The sequence below is a fragment of the Frankia gtarii genome, assembly GCF_025403375.1.
GTDB classification, from domain to species: domain Bacteria; phylum Actinomycetota; class Actinomycetes; order Frankiales; family Frankiaceae; genus Frankia; species Frankia gtarii.
Map to the genome: position 1 here is coordinate 1 of NZ_JAMPTM010000127.1, position 18,141 is coordinate 18,141.

The following is an 18,141-nucleotide window of genomic DNA, read 5'->3' on the forward strand; positions in this document are numbered from 1 at the left end:
GCCTCACCGACGAACGCCCCGACTCCACGTTCGTCATCTGCTTCGACGACGACACCGCGGCGAACCCGGACAAGGCCCCCGCCGGCCAGAACGCCGCCCTCCGCCTCGCCGACGAACTCGCCCAGCACGGACAGCTCGTCCTCAACATCCAACCCCCGACCGGGATCTAGGACCTCAACGCCTGGTGGCAGCACGACCCCGACACCGCCCGCGCCACCATCCAGGAGCTACCGACCGTGCTCGGATCCCCGGCACTCACTCCCCCGTCCGATGGTCCTGAGCTCACCGACTTTCCGCAGCCCGAGGGCCTATAACCCAATCCGGTGCAACGTCGTGAGGATCGCGGACCGACTTCCTCTAGATGACGGCGCTCGAGGCCCCTCCTCTCACTCCACCGTCGGATGGTCCTGATCTCAGTGACTTCTCGGGGCCGTCCAAGGGTCCGTGACCACCCGGTTGGGCACGTCCGGGATCGCTGACGGAAGTCACGCTACTTTCGGGCACACCGCCGACGAGGGCTCGTACGTAACCCTGACGGTTGCGCCAGTCTCTGATCGAGCAGCGAGAGTCACACTGGCGCCGTGGTCTCGTCGGCGGCGCCAGGTCGGGACCGACCAGCGGTATGACCTTCCCGGCCACGACCCGGCCCGGTATGATCTTTGCGGGCAACAGGAAGGCCCCGGGTAGAGGTCTACCCGGGGCCTCGACGAGGGCTGCCTGGCGTCTACACCTGGCCGCGTACCGCTTCAGCTGCCCTCCGCGCCAAGACCGCGACGGCCCCCGCCACGCAGGCGGGGGTCGCGTGGTGCGTGTCGTTCAGCACCACACTCGTGATCTCCGCAGCGGTAGCGAACCCGTCCAGCGACCACACCATCACGATCTTCCTATAGGCCCGGGCCATAGGGTTTTCTCCCTTCAAGCCGCCCTTCCACGGGGAAGGAGGGATCGACTATCGACCCCGATCGGACGACCGACAGGCGACCTGGCTCTCAGGAGATGACCCTCAGCACTGGACCATGGGCGTAGTGTTCCAGAACCCCCAGCAGTTCGGCAAGAACAAAATCTTTTCCGGAAATCCGAATCTGGCGGTAGGCTGAGGGTGTGGCGAAGCGGGTCGATGCCTTGGGGCCGACTGGGCAGCGGCTGGCGCAGCGGATCGGCGAGCTGCGCCGCCGGCGCGGTCTGACCCTTGCGCAGCTTGCGGCAAAGCTCAGCGAACTAGGCCGGCCGATCCTTGTGTCAGCCCTGTCGAACATCGAGAACGGTCAGCGGCGGGTTGACGGTGACGATCTTGTTGCGCTTGCCAGCGCGCTTGAGGTGTCTCCGAACGCGCTTCTCTCAGAGCTCTTCTTTGTCTCCTACACGGGGACGGACGAGGCGTGGGCGATCTGGGTTGCCGAAGTACTGGAAGCCGAAGGACTCTCGGTGCGAGTGCAGGCGTGGGATGCTCCGGCAGGGACGAACTTCGTCGCTTGGCACCACCAGCAGATGGCCGGCGCCACTCGCACAGTCGCGATCTGTTCCGAGGCATACTTCGCCTCCCACTGGTGCACCCAGGAATGGGCCACCGCCCTCGCAGGCAGTACACTCGTTCCGCTGCGGGTCGAGAACTGCGCGATCCCAGAGATCCTCCGCCCGATTGCCTTTCAGGACCTGTACGACGTCGACGAGGCCGTCGCCCGGCGCCGCATCTTGGAAGCCGTCGGCCTGACCCGGCCGACTCGCTGGACCTCCAGCTTCCCGGGCCCGGCCACTCCCTCTAGTAACCGGACGTCGCCGGCATTCCCAGGCCGGCTGCCAGACCTCTGGGGACCGATACCGCCACGGAACATGCTGTTCACCGGCCGCGAAGACCTCCTCGCCGACCTGCACGCCCAGCTGGACCGCGGCGGTGGACGGGTGGCGGTGGCCGGGCTGGCGGGCATCGGCGGAGTCGGCAAGACCCAGCTGGCGGTGGAGTACGCCTGGCGGTACGCGACCGGATTGGATCTGGTGTGGTGGGTCGACGCGGAAACCCGCACCGGTCTGGAGACTGGCCTCGCCGACCTCGCCAGGGCGCTGGGGGTGACTGAGGGAGACATACCCGACCGGGCGCAGGCGGCGTTGGCCGCCCTCGGCCGGCGGCGCGACTGGCTGCTGGTCTACGACAACATTCCCGACCCACGCACCCTTACCGCCATGCTTCCCCCGGCCTCAGGCCGGCTGCTGGTCACCTCAAGGGATCCGGCAATACGCCGCGCCGGAGTCGACGTGGTCGAGGTCGGAGAGTTCACCCGCACGGAAACCGCAGCCCTGCTACGCCACCACGTGCCCGACCTGACCGACAGGGATGCGGACCGGCTGGGCGAGGCGGTCGGGGATCTGCCCCTGGCTGTGGAGCAGACCGGGGCCTATCTCGCCGAGACCGGCATGCCACCCGAGGTGTATCTGGCCGAACTCGCCGCCACCCCGTCGGTGATGCTCGGCTGGCAGACACTGCAACATCCCGGCCTGACCGCCACCGTCACCCTTGCTGCCGACCGGCTCGCCGCCACCCATCCCCAGGCCGCTGCTCTGCTCGACCGACTGGTCTTCTGCGCCCCCGAACCGATCCCTCTCACCTCCACCGTCCAGCCGACAGCGGGGGCGTTGGTCGTCGGGGAGGCGCAGGCCACCCACAGCATGCTCGGCGCAATCAGCCGCCTTGCGCTGGCACAGCGTTCCGGTACCACCCTGCGTATCCACCGCCTCGTCCAAGCCCTGCTCCGCGCCCGTCTCACTCCCACCCAGGCTGTCGACGCGTTCACTGGCACGCTGCACCTGCTCGTCACCGCCGACCCCGGTGACCCGGACAGCCCCGTGAACTGGCCGGCCTACGCCGCACTCACCCCGCACGTCACCGCCGCCGCCCAGATGTCCACCCAGACCGACGTCATCGAACCCGACGGCTTCCGCCGGCTGCTGGCTGACACCTGCTGGTATTTGCTCTGGTCCGGGCAGGCACAAGCCGCCCACCACCTAGCCGACCTCACCCACGGTAGCTGGAACTGCCATCTCGGCCCCGACCACCCGGATACCCTGCACATCACCAGCATCCTGGCCGCAGTCCTCGCCGCCCTCGGCGAGCATCAAGGGGCGCGGGCCTTGGACGAGGAGACCCTCACCCGCCGCCGCCGTGTCCTCGGCGAGGACCACCCAGACACCGTGGGCTCCGCGCACAACCTCGCCATCCGGCTGGGCGCCCTCGGCGAGTATCGGGGGGCGCGGGCCCTGGCTGAGGAAACCCTCGCCCGCCAGCGCAGGGTGCTCGGCGACGACCACCCCGCCACCCTCGCCTCCGCGTCCAACCTCGCCTACCTGCTGGCCGCCCTCGGCGACCTGCAGGGGGCGCGGGCCCTGGCTGAGGAAACCCTCGCCCGCCAGCGCAGGGTGCTCGGCGACGACCACCCCGCCACCCTCGCCTCCGTATCTAACCTCGCCTACTTGCTGGGCGCCCTCGGCGACCTGCAGGGGGCGCGGGCCCTGGCTGAGGAAACCCTCGCCCGCCAGCGCAGGGTGCTCGGCGACGACCACCCCGCCACCCTCGCCTCCGCGTCCAACCTCGCCTACCTGCTGGCCCGCGGCGACCTGCAGGGGGCCCGAGCCCTGGACGAGGACACCCTGACCCGCCGCCGCCGAGTGCTCGGCGACGACCACCCCGCCACCCTCGCCTCCGCACACAATCTCGCCCTCCGGCTGGCCGCCCTCGGCGACCTGCAGGGGGCCCGAGCCCTGGACGAGGACACCCTGACCCGCCGCCGCCGAGTGCTCGGCGACGACCATCCCGCCACCCTCGCCTCCGCACACAATCTCGCCCTCCGGCTGGATGCCCTCGGCGACCTGCAGGGGGCCCGAGCCCTGGACGAGGACACCCTTGCCCGTCAGCGCCGGGTGCTCGACGACGGCCACCCCATCACCCTCATCCAGCTAGCCGAGCAGGGGGAATACCGGGTCGTCTCTAAGCATCAACTTCCGGAAATACCCAATCCCGAAAGCGCTAACTGATGGCAGCTTCCGGAAACACGGCCCTACAGCTGGTCCAGGAGCCCGAAACAACTTCCGGAAACACGATGTCTCCCCGCCGCGGCCGCACCGCGGCAGCGCTGCCTGCGCCCTACGACGCTGTCCTCGAGGCCTACCGCGTCGGGCTCGTCCACACCCCGCTCGCCGCCGACAGCCGCACCAAGTACGCCGGCCGAGTGCGCGGCTACCTCGTCTGGCTCGCCGAGGGCGGGGGCGCCGACGTTTTGGGTGACCCACTGCAGCACGAGGCTGCGCGCGACGGCGCGGTCCGTAACTACAAGCGCTGGTTGAAATCTCAGCACCGCACCCCGGCCACGATCAACAACCACCTCGCGGCCCTCAGCGACTTCTATACCCGTCTCGGCCTCGGCGCCCACCAAGCCCGCACCGAAGTCCTCCCTCTGCGTGCGCCGGCCGCGCTCGACCCCCATCAGACCCGCCGCTACCTGCGCGCCGTCGAAGCCTGCCCCTCTCCCCGCGACCGCGCGATCGCCCTGCTGCCCTACTACGCCGGCCTCCGCATCGGCGAAGTTGTCGCCCTCGACCTCGTCGACATCCGGCTCTCCTCCCGCGAAGGCGAACTCATCGTCGCTGGCAAGGAACGCGACGGCGGCCGCCAGCGCACCCTGCCCATTCACCCCGGCCTGCACACGGTCCTCGCCCTCTGGCTCCGACATCGCACCACCGTCACCGGCGACGACCAAGCCGCGGTCTTCCTCAACCATCGCGGCGGACGGCTCACCGACCGCGCCGCCCGCACGATCATCACCAGTCTCGGCGCCGCCGCCGACCTCACCGTCGATGACGAGCCTTTCGGACCACACGTCCTGCGACACACCTTCGCCATCCAGCTCGTTCGCACAGGGATCGAGCTGGTCACCGTCGCCGATCTCCTCGGCCATACTCGGCTCGAGACCACCCGCCTCTACACTCAACCCACCAGCACCAGCCGCGCCGCTACACGCGGCTCCCTCGCCACCGACCACTGATCACAAGCGCTGGCGATGGCGATGGCGATGGCCACCAGGACTCGATTTCCGACCTGGGACGACAGGCCAACGCGTGGACTGCGCGGATCGAGAGACCCGCATACTCCTGCTGGTCGCGCCAACCATCGGCACATGCCGAGGACGATGACGTGATGCTGACGGATCCGCGTTGGCGGAGGCAGACGGCCGGCAGCACAACGTCGGGTTGGATGCGGGCCAACCCCAGAATGCTCGGTGATCTCACCGCGAGGCCCCGGTGGGGGTGGCAACCTGGCGAGGGTGCCAGCCGATCTCGGCATAGGCGCGGTTGACCAGCAGCGCCGGCAGCACCGCCGCGTCCCAGGCGGCCACGGGCCGCGGTGGATCTCCCGGTGCGCACCACCGCCGGCCCGGCTGCCCACCGGCGGAGGCCGGCGAGGGCACCGGCTCTCCGTCCCAATGGCCCACGCTGATCACGAGACCGAGACCAGCGCGGGCGGTGGCCGAGCGGTGCGCGCAGACGTGGGCGAGGAGCAGATCGTGTTCGGCAACCTCAATCCCGAGAACGTCCCGGGCCAGCACGACGACCTGCCGGTAGGGCGACACCTGGAACGTCAACACGGTCGACGGCAACGCCCACACTCCCGACGCCGCCCGCACGAGCAGCACCCGACCCGACGAGTCCAGCAGCAGGGCATGGGCCGTCATCTGCAACTGCGGCGGCTGGACCGTGGTCATTGAATCCCGCCCGGAGCCCAGCCAGCACCCCGTCCCTCGACGTCGGGCGGTGAGACGGCGCGATCAGCAGGAAGATGCCAGTTGTCGAGCGCACGAAGACCGTCCACCACCCGTTGCAGAAACGCCGGGTCATCCACCGACGGCACCGGCAAGGCCGCCACCTCGGCCCCCTCCCCCGTATGCGGAGTTCGCCGCGGTAGCGCCTCAGCCGCGAGGTATGTGGCTGAGGAGTGGTGCTCCGGCCGCAACTCCGCCGGGAATTCGCACCAGACGACCTTCCCGCCCTCACGGGTCGGATAGAAGGACCAGCGCGAGCTGAGAGCGCTGACGAGTACCAGGCCCCGGCCGCCTTCCGCGGCCAGGTTCTGGTCCTGCAGCAGGGGCGGGCGGTCGTCCCGGTCCCAGATCTCGAGAACAAGACGTTCACCGAACATGCTGAGTCGCAGCGCCACGAAACTGCCGCCGGAACCCGTCGCGTTCTGCCGACCATCGACCGCGGGGGCATCCGGCGACGAGGCCGATGCCGTGACCGCGTTGGTGATCAGCTCGGAGACGAGTAGCAAGGCGGTCTCCGTCGTCTCATCGTCGAGGTGCCAGTCGCCGAGAGTGTGCCGGGTGCAGGTACGCGCTGCCCGGGCGGCAGCCGTGTCCGCCGGGAAGCGGAAGATGCGGACACCAGCAGACAGCTGCGACCTTGGCCGAGGCGGCGGCACGACCTGAACTACTCCGCCGGAATCGGCGATCTCGGCGGCCAAGGCCCGGCGCGTCGGAGGCGACGTAGACAGATGGGCCGGGCTGGCGACGAGAACGACGGTCCGGTCGTAGTGCCGGATCGCACTCAGTAGCACCGACAGCCCCGGGCGGATGAGCTGGTCGGACGGCGTGTGCCGGTCCACGTACACCTCGACCAGCGCCAGCCCCTCGCAGCTGGCGTAGGCGGTCAGGACGTCGTAGAGGCGGTTGATCTCCTCCTCGTCGCCGTCGCTCCGGCGGATGTAGCCGAAGCCCGCCAGAGTCATCGCTCAGCGTCCCGAGTAAGCGGCACGGCTGCCTCGTCCGCGGGTGGATGCCCGCGTTCGACGGATGATTGGCGCGGCTCTGCGCCGGCAGTGCGCCACAGGATCCCCACGACTTCCCCCGTTCTCTCGGCCGGCAGATTCGTCCGCCATCAGGCCTGCGGGCATCGTCAGGATCACTCCTTGCATCCAAAAATGCAAGTGCATCGCAGTGCATAATGCTGTCAGTTCACTGCCCGAGCAACGCAATGCGAAAGCGACCGCATGCGGGGTGCCAGGATGAGGCGACCCGTCCGCCTCATGGGAGGACAGCGCGATGCCAGCCGAGACGACGCCCACGCTGCGGCGCCGGCAGTTGGGGGCCGAGCTGCGGCGGCTCCGCGAGGAACGCGATCTCACGATTGAGGACGCCGCCGAGCGGCTCGGCTGTTCGACGTCGAAGATCAGTCGGATGGAGACCGGCGTCACGATCCAGCGCAGCCGGGATGTCCGGGTCCTGCTGGAGTACTACGAGGTGGCGCAGGAGCATCAGGACCGGATCCTCGACATCGCCCGCGGCGTCCGGCAGCGGGACTGGTGGCACCGCTACACCGATGCGGTGCCGCGCTGGTTCGAACGGTTCATGGCGGCCGAGACGAGCGCGGTCACCTGGGACTGCTTCGACGCACAGCTCGTCCCCGGCCTGCTCCAGACCCGCGACTACGCCTTCGCGGTGATGCGTGCGGCGAACTCCAGCCTCGACGACGACGAGATCGAGCGCCGGGTCTCGCTGCGGATGGAACGGCAGAACCGGCTCACCGGCGACGACCCGCTCACCCTGTGGGCGGTGCTCGACGAAGCCGTCCTACGCCGCCACGTCGGCGGCACGGCCGTCATGCGGGCCCAGCTCGAGCACCTGCAGCAGGCCGGGCGCCGGCCGAACATCACGATCCAGATCCTGCCCTACACGGTCGGCGCGCACGCGGCGTTCGGGTTCTCCTTCATGATCCTGAGCTTCCCGGGCGTGAACGGCGGCGAGGTCGTCCACGTCGAGCAGCTCAACAGCGGGCTCTACCTGGAGAAGGAAACCGATCTTCGCCGATATAAGCTTGTGATGAACCGCCTGAGAGCAGTCGCGCTCGACCCCGAGCGGTCCCTCGACCTGATCGCCCACGCGGCGGAGGACCTGACATGAGCAACACCCCCTCAGACCCCGGCCCGCACCGCACCTGGCGGAAGAGCAGCTACAGCGCCGGGAACGGCGGGGCCTGCGTCGAAGTCGCCACCAGCCCGGACGCGATCGCCGTCCGCGACTCCAAGGATCCCGACGGACCCGTCCTGGTCTTCACCCCCGCGGAGTGGACGGCCTTCCTCGCCGGCGCCCGTGACGGCGAGTTCAACCTCTGACCAACATCCCATCCGGCCGGTGGGCCAGGTGCCGCCGCGTCACAGCCTCGCTCGTCTCGACTGCTGCCATCAGGTCCGCGCGCAGGCTCGCAGGGATAACGCCGCGTCCGATACCGGCGGACTGCACGACCGCGATCAGCTCGTCGCGCTGCCCGCTACTCAGCGCGGCGCGGCATCCTTCATGATCGAGGATGCTGCGGGCGGCGATCCCGTCGCCGACGGTCAGCGCCTCCTGTGCGAGGCGGGCAGCGACCGTGTGGGCGGTGGGTGATGTGACGCTGCCGGCGAGGTCGATCACGCTGAGTCCGAGCCGGGTCTGGAACACGACGAAGTCGGCCTCCGCGAGCAGCTCGAGGTAGTTCTGGATCATGAGGGCTGCGGCGCGGTCGGCTGGGCGGCGGGCGGATCGGTGGCGCAGCACGGTCAGGCAGGCGGCGACGGCATGTTCCCAGGGTTCGGACATCTCGCTTTCGTCGAGAACCGTCTGGGTTGCGGTGAGCCGGCCGGCAGCGCAGTGCGCGAGGACGGTGGTCTGCCGTCCGTCGAGCAGGCGCCGGCCGATGCCGCGATGTTCGTCGGCGTGCGCGGCGGCGCGCTCCCACCGGCCGGCGGCGGCGAGTGCCCGGGTGCCGTCGGCGAGCAGGACGGCCCACAGCCAGCGGCACAACTCTCGATGCTGCTCCTGCGGCGCGGCGAGCTGCTCCCCGGAGATGGGGATGCCGTCGATGATGGTGTCGCCGCGGTCCCTGACCGCGCGGAACAGGCCGTCGAGCAGGTCGTGGGCCCGTTCGCCGTGGCCGTCGCGGATGTGCAGGCGGGCGAGATTGACCAGCGGCTCGAGCGCATGGCGGGCTGTCTGCCCGTCCCACGGCCCGGCCGCCTGGTAGACGTCGAACTGCCGCTTACACAGGGCGCGGGCGAGGTCGGGCAGGCCGACGTCGCTGGCGATCAGGGCTGCCTTGTTGTGCGCCTCGGCCGCCAGCGTCACCGCATCGGGTCCGGTGCTGGCCGCCGCATACTGCGCGAGGGCGCTCACCTCACGGATGCGCGTTTCGAGCGGCGCGCAGATCGGTCGCGGGCGGGCGACGAGGGGGAACCGCCGGCCGGCCGAGGTCAGGCGGTCCATCGTCACACCCACGAGACCGCGAGCGAGGTGTGCCGGCGGTCGAGGAGGAACTGGCCGGGGCGGGTTGCTTCGCGGGCACCGTCAGGGTGGAGTTCGATGCGGACGTCGCGGGCTCGGTAGTCGCGGCTCCAGCGGCGGATCTCGTCGGCGACCCGTTGGGCGAGCCCGTCGCTGTCCGGGCCGTGGGCGAGGACGCCGACCTCGTTCATCGTCGTCCCGTCGGCTGCCCGCGGAGCGGGACGCAGGGTGAGGTAGGCGACGCTGTCCTTCTCGACCGTGGCCATCGCACCCCAGCCGAACTGCGGTGTCACCAGGCCGCGCTCGACGGCCCGGGGCTGGACGGGCATGCGCGTGAGTCCGCCGTCCAGGGAGCAGGCGAGCCACAGGTCCATCCACTCGAACGGTTCGGGGGCCGCGAACAGCACCCCGGTCCAGACTCCGGCTGCGGGCTGGTCGAGCACGCCGAGCAGGTCATCCGGGTCGAGGGTGTGCTCGCGGAAGAGCTGCACGGTGACGTCGCCGTCGTCGGTCAGCGCGGCGATGCGCCGCGGGTCGTCGCCGATTCCCCGCAGTGGCATGAACGAGGCCATCTCGATCGAACGGCTCCGCCAAATGCCATCGCCCCGGTCGAAGGCGATCGACCGGGCCACCGCCCCGCGTAGCCGCACCGGCACCACCAGCCGGCCGGGCGGGGCCACTTGGTCGAGCCACGCCGGGGGCACGTCGAAGGCACCCACGGTAGCGATCAGGCGATCGTGGCGACCGCCGGCCGGAGCGCCGAGCGCGCCGTCGCCGAGTACAACCTGCACGTCCCCGCGGGCAGCCTCGGCCAGGTTCCGCCGGGCGCCGGCGACCAGGTCCTCGTCCACGTCGATCGTGGTGACCCGGTCCTTGTCGCCGGCCAGATGGGCGAGGAGCGCCGCGTTGTATCCCGTGCCCGCGCCGATCTCCAGGACCCGCTGTCCCTGCTGTACGTCGAGCTGTTCGAGCATCATCGCGACGATCGTCGGCTGGGACGCGGCGCTGATCGACACGCCGGCGCCGTCGCGTTTGGTGTAGACCGGCTCGTCGGCGTAGGCCTCCTCGAGGGGCACACCCGGGAGAAACAGATGCCGCGGCACCGCGCGCATCGCGGCCTCCACCGCGTCACTGCGCACCGTGCCCGCCTCACGTAGCCGGTCAATCAGCGCATGGCGCAGCCGCATGGCCGCAGCCGTGTCCCCGACGGGGCCGTGCGCGGCTTCGACGGCCGGCGCGCGGCCGGCGGGCTCCGTGGGCGCGGACGCCGTGACACCGGCGATGTCGTCTTCGGCCATGACTGCCTCTTTTCCCAAGGTCGCGAGGGTGGCCTGCTCGGCGTAGGCGAGGCCGAGCCGATTCCAGGAGAAGATCACGTGATGGGTAAGGACCGCGCGCAGACCGCGTTCCAGCGCTCCGCGCGATGCAAGCTCGGCGAGCTGCTGTCCAGCTCCTTCGAAGCCGGCGGACCAGTCGGCCAGGCCGGCGAACGGGCCGCGTTCGGCCAGCCGGCTTCCCGGGCCGGCGTCGACGGTCATGAGCCGGTGAACGGCGGATGTCAGGGCACGGCGGCGTTCGGCGGAGAGCGCCGTCGTCGCATCCGCCGGTCGGTGCTGGGCGACTCTGGCCCAGACGTCGCCTTGTTCGTACCAGTCCAGGCCCGCGCCGCGCAGCAGCACGCTGGTCAGCAGGACGGCCAGTTCGCGCCGGCCCAGACCGGGCTCGTCTGGGCCGGATGGGCGGGTGAGGTAGTCGAGGACGTGGCGGCTGTCGTGGGCGAACAGCTCGTGCGCGACGTCCATACCAGTGGCGCCGCCGAACACGACGGCCTCCGGTTCGTAGATCCCCGCCGTCCAGCCGACTGCGTGCCCGTCCGCGACCAGCCGGTCGAGCAGGTAGCCGATGAGATCGCGGACTTCGTCGATGGCGGGTAGGTGTAGGTAGCGCAGCCGCCAGGTCGGCATCTTCCGGACGAAGAACCATCCGGCGAGCTGGCCGTCCAGCTGTGCCGCCAGCAATGCCGGGCGCAGGTGCTGGACCGCCGCGAGTTCCGCGGAGCGTCGGTCGGTGAATTCGATGACGGCCTGCTGCCAGTCACCAGGGCCCATCGTGTGAGACCTCCCATCGGAGCCGGTCAGTTGATCAGCAGGCATGCGTCCCAGCCGGAGTCGGAGGGCAGGTCGTTTCCGGCACCGTGCAGGGCCAGACCGATTCCGGCGAGGCCTTCGAGCAGGCCGAGACCGTCGTACGCGGCCGCCCCAGGCCCGGCGGCGGCGGCGAGGTCGGAGCCGACTCCGTCTGCGCGCACGGCAGCGAGCACGTTGTTGAGCAGGCGGGGAACGCAGGCGGCGAAGTCCGCCGTGGTCGCGTCCGCGGCGACGCATCGGGCCAGGTGGAGCAGGCCGGCGTGGCCGTGGCAGAGCGACGCATCGATGATCATGGCGAGCTGGACCGGATTACGCAGGGCGACAGCAAAGGCCTGTTCCGCCATCTGCTGACGCTCGGTGTCGGCAGTGGCCAGGGCGGCGAGTTGCTGGGCCCGGGCCAGACCAGGAGTGCCGTAACACCAGGACAAACGCGCCGGTCCGGGCAGGTCCAGCCGGCCGGCGCGCAGTTGCGCCCGGGTCACCCAGTACGGCCACCACGGGCCGGACTCGCCGTCCTGGCGCCAGTGGTCAAGCCAGTCGCAGATCCGCCGGATCGCCTCGCGCTGACCGTCGACGAGGATGCCCCGCCGGGCGGCGAGGGACAGCAGCGCCAACGGACCGCCGATCCCGTGCGCCATCCCGACGTTGCCGTGCCCGCCCGGGAACTCGGGTGACGGGCGGCCGGTGGGGGCGAGGTCGGTCCACCAGCCGGGCAGTGTCTCGCCGTCGTCGGTGATGGGTTCAGTGAGTCGGACGAGGTACTCGAGGATGACGCGGATGAGGTCCGCTGTCGGGTCGCGGCGCAGCAGGTGCGCGCCGATGCCGGTCAGGCCGCGGATCGTGTCGAACTCCGCCAGCGCGGGGAGCTTGCCGGAGTCGGTGCGCAGGTGGGCGCGGTCCAGGCGTCGCCGGGTGGCGGTGGCGATGTGACGGTCGAGGATGTCGAGCGCTCGGGCGTAGCGGCCGCGTGGATCCGCGGCACCGTGCAAGGCGAACGCGAGCGCCGGGGCACCGTGGTAGAGGTGGCTGCCGTCGCCGCCGCTGATCTCCTGCCGGATGGCGAACCGGAGCCAGTCGTGGGCACGCTGCCAGGACGCCAGCCCGGCGCGGGCGCGTTCGATGTGGAGCAGCGCGATGCCAGCCGCTCCGTGTGCGAGCGACTGCGGCCACCAACGGGAGGCGGCACTCAGGTCCCCGACGTCGGCGGGTAATGCCAGGCGATCGGCGATGAGCGTGCTGAGTGCCGCCGCGCCTTCCCGGTCCTGGCTGGTCATGTGCCGCTCCGGCCGGCCGGGACAGTCGCATTGGTGCGGGCGGTCCAGGACAGGGCCGCGGCGCGCGCCAGGTGCAGGCAGGTGCGTTCCTCGTCGGGGTCGATGCCGATGGCCCGGATGTGATGGGCGTGCAGCAGCGCGATGAGTACTGCGTCGGGGTCCGTGTCCCCGATTTCCGCGAGCAGCGCCCGGTAGCCGGCGAGCGCCCGATCGCGGCGCTGCCAGCCATCGACGATCATTGCCCCGCCCGGCGCGGCCCGCAGCATCGCCCAGCCGTCGCCGGGGTCGGCGAGCCGGACCGCTTCGGTCAGCAGGTCGCGGGAGGGCGTGGCCGGCGATGACGGTCTCGCGTGCCGGACGAGCCAGCTCATGCCGCCGTCCAGGCTGCCGGTGAATCCGGCGGCGATCGCCACAATGTGGGCTGCGGCCAGCGCCGAGGCCGATGGTCGGTTTGCCACCCCGAACTGGGCGACCAGCGCCTGCGAGTCGGCGGCGAAGACTTCCTCGGCGGCCGCCATCCGGGCGCCGTCGCCCCACCGGCCGACTTCCGGGCGGTAGGTGGCGAACTGGATGTCGCGCAGCAGGCCCAGACTCCGCAGTCGGCCCGTCCAAACGCTGACGCGATGCGCGGCGGATCCGAACTCGGCAGCGTCGGCAAGCGCGATCCGCAGGCGGAGGTGCCACTGCCCGTCCGGATCGCGGTACCTGATGAACCACCACGGGGGTGTCTCGTTCCACGTCGCGAGCAAGGCGGGCAGATGCTCGCCGAGGACCTCGGTCTGCCGCGCCGGGTGCCCGTACAGCTTGGCGTACAGCCACGGCGACGCCCCAGGAAGATGATCCTGATCGCGGTTGAACATCCGCGGACGGGGCGGGGCGGCCCTGGGCAGCGTCGCCCGACCAGTGGGAGAGGCGGCGATCAGCGGGACCACGATCTCGTGGGCGCGTCCCCCGAACCAGCCATATGCCTCCGGGGCCGGAGCCTCGGTCAGCGAGGCGACTTTCACTCGGTCCAGATGATCGCGTAAGAGCGCGCGATGGGCGGCCTCCCGCAGATCAAGGTGCAACTTCCGGTCGCCGTTGCCCACCGAGACGTGGTCCGGCAGCCGGCGACGGACCTTCCACGCAGCCAACGCGTCATCCCAGGCCGGCCAGGACGCGCCGTGCCCGGGAAGGGCTGCCGCGTTCAGGCGCCAGCGGGCGGGAGACAGAACCGCACGGCGATAGACGAGCCGCGGCAGGAACGGCAGGCGGGCAGCCGCGCCCCAGTCGACGTCGGAGACGATGGCGGCCTGCGACCGGACGATCTCGGTGAGGAACCGGGCCAGCGGCGGAGTGTGGGCGCGCAGGTCGAGGGCGTGCAGCATCGTCGGCTCCACCGGACGTCCCCGGGACAGCGAGATCAGCGAAAGCCGCCGCCCGTCGCTGGTCACCGCCAGGTCCGAAAGAGGGATCACGCTGTCGGACGGCTCGCGATGCTCGCCCAGACCGACCACGGCAGGCAGCAGCTCCGGAACACGGGTCACCTGCGCGCCGCGCGGGTCCGGCGCCGCGAAGGACAGCTGCACGGGCAACGCGGCCGGATCGTTGACGGGCAGCTCCGCGAGAACGCTGGACAAGGGCTCGCGCTGCGCGCCGGTGAACGTTTCGAGGAATCGGCCGGTCATCGTTCCGGCGGCACGCGCCGTCGAGACGATGGCCAGCTGGAACGCACCGCCGTCCATCGCGGCCCTCGACTCCGCGTGCAGCTGGAAACACAGCTCGACGTGTGGCGGCACACGCATCCGCGTCGGATCCTGCACCGCGAGTTCACCGAGCAGACCATCGTCCAGAACGATCTCCTGGCGTCCGTCCAGCGCAGCTTCCTGGGCCAGGGCAAGCAGTCGCTCGTCACGAGTGGAGTGCGACGCAGGCTCCTCCTGTCCCCGGGCGCCGTCTCCCGGGTAGCCGGCCGGAAAGCCCAGCCCGACGTCGGCATCCACCACCTCGAGGAGTGGCACGTGGCTGCCAATGCCATACGTTTCGAAGAACCGGATGTGGAAGGACTGCCACGCCGGTGGGCTGGACGGGTAGCGGGCCAGGCGGACCAGTGCCGAGGCGGCGGACTGCACCTCCTGCGCCACCTCCCACGGGAGGACGACCGTGCAATCCATGAGGAGATCCACCGCCACCGGCGGACGCTCCCATACGCGCAGGGCTGCCATACGGCCCGACGCCTCCATGCGGATGCGACGCGCGGCCGCAGCCGTCGGGGCATTACGGTGGCCCGCCAGGTCCGCCCTGATCTCCCGCAACCGGTCGAACGTGTCCGCCACCTGCGCAATGTCATCGGCGCCGGCAGCGGAAAGTTGGTCCACGAGATGTCCGAGCGCGTCGGTGACAGTGCTCGGCGCGCGCAGGCCGCTGACCAGCACGCGCCGTTCCACCAGGTCCGCCACCAGGTCGACGATCTTGTCCTTCGACACGGCGGGAAACTCGGCGGCGAGTTTCGCCGCGAGGTGCTCCCCGCGGATCGGTGACCGCGCCGCCTCGACCGCCAACCGCACCGCCGCCGTGTACCTCAACGACACCTCGACCGGCCAGGCCCCGGTGCCGCCGGCCGTCTTCGATCGGGCATCCGCCTGGTAGGGCACGACGAGACGGCTGCCGCGCGCGAAGGCCACGTTGCTGGCCATCAGCGGCAGACGCTCCAGCAGCGGGCGGCACGGCTCCAACCCCGCGATCACCTTGTCGAGCCAGCCCGCGTCGACCCGAGCAACACCACGGTGATCCTCTCCCCAGCGGACCATGGCCCCGGGACCGAACGAGGCGGGCGCCACCCCGGCGAACAGGCCGAACGGCGTCGCGCGGCCGGTCATCCGCGCCAGGTAGCGGGCCGTCGAGAGCACCATCCGCCGAACGCGGCGAGGTTCTGGAAGTGCAGCCGCGCAGGCCACCTCGACGGCCCGCGCGAGGCCGGGACTGGCGAGCTCGATGGCTGTGGCGATGCCGTCGTTGGCCCACACCTGCCGCAGCCACCCACACCAGCGCTCCACCTGGCCGGGAGAGTGGTCGTTCAGTTCGGGCCAAGCCGGCAGCGCCAGGTCCGCATGCGCGGCGGCCCGGAGGAGTGGAGCATCCGCGCAGCGGTACGGCCACCCGCCGTCGCGCGACGTCATCTACCCCTCCCCCGTCTGCTGGTCTCGATGGCCCGGCAACTCGATCAGCCGATGTTCGTAGCGCACGCCTTCGGGCAGGTGGAACCACATCCGTCGTCGGTCAGATTGATCAGCGACGCGGCCGTGTCACCGGCCTCGATGACGCGGATGTCCAGGTCGAACGGGTCGACCTCGGTCTCAACCGGGCTGCTCTGCGTGGTCGTACTCATCGCGGTTCCTCCACTGTGGTGTCCCTGCCGTCTCCGGCCCGGACGGACTGACCTACGGATCTGTCTTGAACGTTCTCGGCCACGTCGGGCGGGGTCGGTCGCCAGCGATGGGACTCTCTGCTATCTGCTGCTGACGCAGGAGTTCGGGCAGGTGGCACCGCAACCGCCGTCCGTCGTAAGGAGCAACCCCCTGATCCCGTCGCCGGCCTCCGCGATGCGGATGTCCAGGTCGAACGGGTCCGGCTCGAGCGTCTGGTCGGCTCGCGGGTCGGGCGGCAACTGCGACGAGCGCCGTGCGTCGACTAACGCCCGAGGGTGCGCCACCGATGGCGCCGAAGGATGAGTCAGCACGGCACGACCTCCTATAAGGATCTTTCCGTCGCGATCGATAAGTGATCGCGGATAGGATCGCATCTATTCGCATAGCTAGCAAGAGTCGGCGCGCCATCGACAGCTCCGACCGATGCAGCAGCACCGCCAAGAATCATCTATACGACAGGGGAAACTGGACTACAGTCCAGCATGTTGACCGATCCGCGGTGCGGGAGCCATACTCCCGGCGAGACGGATAGTTATGAATAGGAGAGGATGACTCCCATGGCTCTACAGCAGGTGGCCGGCGGTTGCGATGACGTGCAGACGTGCCCCGGCGTGTTCGTCGAGGGCGACGACGTCGTGGTCCAGGGTTACGAGATCGGCGGCGACACGCGCGCGCAGCTCACCCTCGCGGCCGACGAGACCGCCGTGCGCCTGCCCCGCCAGCTGATCCTCGACGCGGCCCGCCGGCTGACCGAGGGCGTATGACTCCCGCGGAGCTCGTCGCGCTCTACAGCAGCTTCACCAGCGAAGCTGTGCGCCTCGAGACCCGCCAGTACTACGAGGTACCCGGCGACGCCGACCGTCAACGCGCCTATCGCGAAGGCCAACCGCTCCCCGCCCGCCCGGCGAAGTCCGCGACCGTGCAGCTGATCCGGGATGCCGTCGACGCCGGCAAGACCTTCGCCCGCGTCCACATCGTCGACCACCCGCTCAGCGACTACGTCCACTACGAGCTGGACGCCGCCTACCCGGAGAACCACGCTGCCGGCGAACAGGTCTGGATCGTCGACCGCGCGAGCCACCCGGGCTTGGCCGCCGCCCACCGGGACTTCGCCCTGTTCGACCGCGACACCGACCATCCCAGCGTCGTCTGGTACGACTACACCCCCGACGGCCGCCTCACCGGCTACACCCCCGGAACCCCGGCCGACCTCGCCGCCTGCACCAGCCTGCTCACCCTGGCCCGCACCCACGCCCTGCCCTACGCCGACTTCATGACCTCAGAATTCCGGAAGTCCCACTAGCCACGGATGAGCGGCTTCGGCACCCCCGCCCTACGCGAACGTCTCGGACGCTCGCTCGGACGCCTACGCGCCGCCACCGGCCTGTCCCAACCCCAACTCGCCCGCCACCTCGGCTGGTCCCAGCCCAAGGTCTCCCGCGTCGAAGCAGGAAAACAGCGTGTCACGCTGCACGACGTCGAACAATGGTGCCAGGCCACCGGCGCCACCCAGCAGCAACACGACGACCTGATCACCCTCGCCGAAGAAGCCCTCCTCGGACCGGCCTCCTGGGACAAGGCCGGCGACCCGGCCACCCTGCGCCAGAGCACCGCCGACACCGAAGCCAAAGCCGGCCTCATCCGCAGCTACCAGCCGGCCATCCTCCCCGGCCTGCTCCAAACCGCCGCCTACGCCCGCCAGGTGTTCTCCGCCGGACCAGACGGCCCACCACCCGACCTCGCCGACCGCATCCTGGCCCGCCTCGACCGCCAGCGAATCCTCTACGACGAAACCAAACGCCTGGAATTCGTCATCCCGGAAACCGTCCTCCGCTGGCCCTTCGGCTCCCCCGCCGAACACGGCGAACAACTCGCCCGCCTCGGCGAAATCATCAACCGGCCCAACGTCGACCTCCGCATCCTGCCCACAACCGCAGCACCCGTCTGGCGCACCAGCGGCTTCGTCCTCTTCGAAAACCTCCCCGACACCGACCCCTTCATCCACATCGAACTCCTCACC

At 70.3% G+C, this 18,141-nt stretch carries 15 protein-coding genes; 7 read left to right on the forward strand and 8 right to left on the reverse strand.

Annotated elements, in window-relative coordinates; genetic code table 11:
- Positions 1 to 1,101 precede the first annotated feature (1,101 nt).
- Together fxsT and NBZ83_RS18360 are read left to right on the forward strand one after the other, a co-directional pair.
- The gene (gene fxsT / locus NBZ83_RS18355; RefSeq protein WP_261575469.1) at positions 1,102 to 4,023 is read left to right on the forward strand and encodes an FxSxx-COOH system tetratricopeptide repeat protein; all 2,922 of its coding nucleotides are present in this window, start codon (positions 1,102 to 1,104) and stop codon (positions 4,021 to 4,023) included.
- Positions 4,024 to 4,088: 65 nt separating this feature from the next.
- Entirely contained in the window at positions 4,089 to 5,030 is a 942-nt protein-coding gene (locus tag NBZ83_RS18360) for a tyrosine-type recombinase/integrase (RefSeq protein ID WP_261575470.1), read from the forward strand.
- A 240-nt stretch (positions 5,031 to 5,270) separates the two neighbouring features.
- Here NBZ83_RS18360 and NBZ83_RS18365 read toward each other — a convergent pair whose 3' ends face one another.
- Positions 5,271 to 5,747, reverse strand: a complete 477-nt coding sequence (locus NBZ83_RS18365; RefSeq protein WP_261575471.1) for an NUDIX hydrolase — start codon at positions 5,745 to 5,747, stop codon at positions 5,271 to 5,273.
- Positions 5,744 to 6,766 (reverse strand): ATP-binding protein, encoded by a 1,023-nt coding sequence (locus NBZ83_RS18370; RefSeq protein ID WP_261575472.1) that lies wholly within the window; start codon positions 6,764 to 6,766, stop codon positions 5,744 to 5,746. Before NBZ83_RS18370 ends, NBZ83_RS18365 begins: the two co-directional genes overlap by 4 nt.
- 313 nt (positions 6,767 to 7,079) lie before the next feature.
- Between NBZ83_RS18370 and NBZ83_RS18375 the strand changes: the two genes are divergently transcribed.
- On the forward strand, positions 7,080 to 7,937 hold the full coding sequence (locus NBZ83_RS18375; RefSeq protein ID WP_261575473.1) for a helix-turn-helix domain-containing protein: 858 nt from the start codon (positions 7,080 to 7,082) through the stop codon (positions 7,935 to 7,937).
- Positions 7,934 to 8,149 (forward strand): DUF397 domain-containing protein, encoded by a 216-nt coding sequence (locus NBZ83_RS18380; RefSeq protein ID WP_261575474.1) that lies wholly within the window; start codon positions 7,934 to 7,936, stop codon positions 8,147 to 8,149. Before NBZ83_RS18375 ends, NBZ83_RS18380 begins: the two co-directional genes overlap by 4 nt.
- On the opposite strand, the gene NBZ83_RS18385 is transcribed toward NBZ83_RS18380, so the two are convergent.
- From NBZ83_RS18385 to NBZ83_RS33895, 6 genes are all read right to left on the reverse strand, one after another.
- On the reverse strand, positions 8,139 to 9,275 hold the full coding sequence (locus NBZ83_RS18385) for a hypothetical protein (RefSeq protein WP_261575475.1): 1,137 nt from the start codon (positions 9,273 to 9,275) through the stop codon (positions 8,139 to 8,141). The two genes, NBZ83_RS18380 and NBZ83_RS18385, sit on opposite strands and share 11 nt — an antisense overlap.
- A gap of 2 nt (positions 9,276 to 9,277) precedes the next feature.
- Positions 9,278 to 11,401 carry a methyltransferase, FxLD system gene (fxlM, locus tag NBZ83_RS18390; RefSeq protein WP_261575476.1) on the reverse strand — a complete coding sequence of 708 codons (2,124 nt, stop codon included), beginning with the start codon at positions 11,399 to 11,401 and terminating at the stop codon, positions 9,278 to 9,280.
- A 26-nt stretch (positions 11,402 to 11,427) separates the two neighbouring features.
- Entirely contained in the window at positions 11,428 to 12,714 is a 1,287-nt protein-coding gene (locus NBZ83_RS18395) for a lanthionine synthetase C family protein (protein ID WP_261575477.1), read from the reverse strand.
- Entirely contained in the window at positions 12,711 to 15,872 is a 3,162-nt protein-coding gene (locus tag NBZ83_RS18400; protein ID WP_261575479.1) for a lantibiotic dehydratase, read from the reverse strand. Before NBZ83_RS18400 ends, NBZ83_RS18395 begins: the two co-directional genes overlap by 4 nt.
- Positions 15,873 to 15,916: 44 nt before the next feature.
- Entirely contained in the window at positions 15,917 to 16,081 is a 165-nt protein-coding gene (locus NBZ83_RS18405) for an FxLD family lanthipeptide (RefSeq protein WP_261575480.1), read from the reverse strand.
- 120 nt (positions 16,082 to 16,201) lie between these two features.
- Positions 16,202 to 16,495, reverse strand: coding sequence for an FxLD family lanthipeptide (locus NBZ83_RS33895; RefSeq protein WP_368861880.1), 294 nt, complete (start codon positions 16,493 to 16,495; stop codon positions 16,202 to 16,204).
- Between the two features lie 183 nt (positions 16,496 to 16,678).
- On the opposite strand from NBZ83_RS33895, the gene NBZ83_RS18410 reads away from it, so the two are divergent.
- From NBZ83_RS18410 to NBZ83_RS18420, 3 genes are all read left to right on the forward strand, one after another.
- Positions 16,679 to 16,885 carry a hypothetical protein gene (locus NBZ83_RS18410; protein WP_261575481.1) on the forward strand — a complete coding sequence of 69 codons (207 nt, stop codon included), beginning with the start codon at positions 16,679 to 16,681 and terminating at the stop codon, positions 16,883 to 16,885.
- Entirely contained in the window at positions 16,882 to 17,424 is a 543-nt protein-coding gene (locus NBZ83_RS18415) for a DUF6879 family protein (RefSeq protein WP_261575482.1), read from the forward strand. The genes NBZ83_RS18410 and NBZ83_RS18415 overlap by 4 nt, the downstream gene beginning before the upstream one ends.
- A gap of 6 nt (positions 17,425 to 17,430) precedes the next feature.
- Positions 17,431 to 18,141, forward strand: a 711-nt coding sequence (locus tag NBZ83_RS18420) for a helix-turn-helix domain-containing protein (RefSeq protein ID WP_261575483.1), incomplete at its 3' end; no start/stop codon positions are given.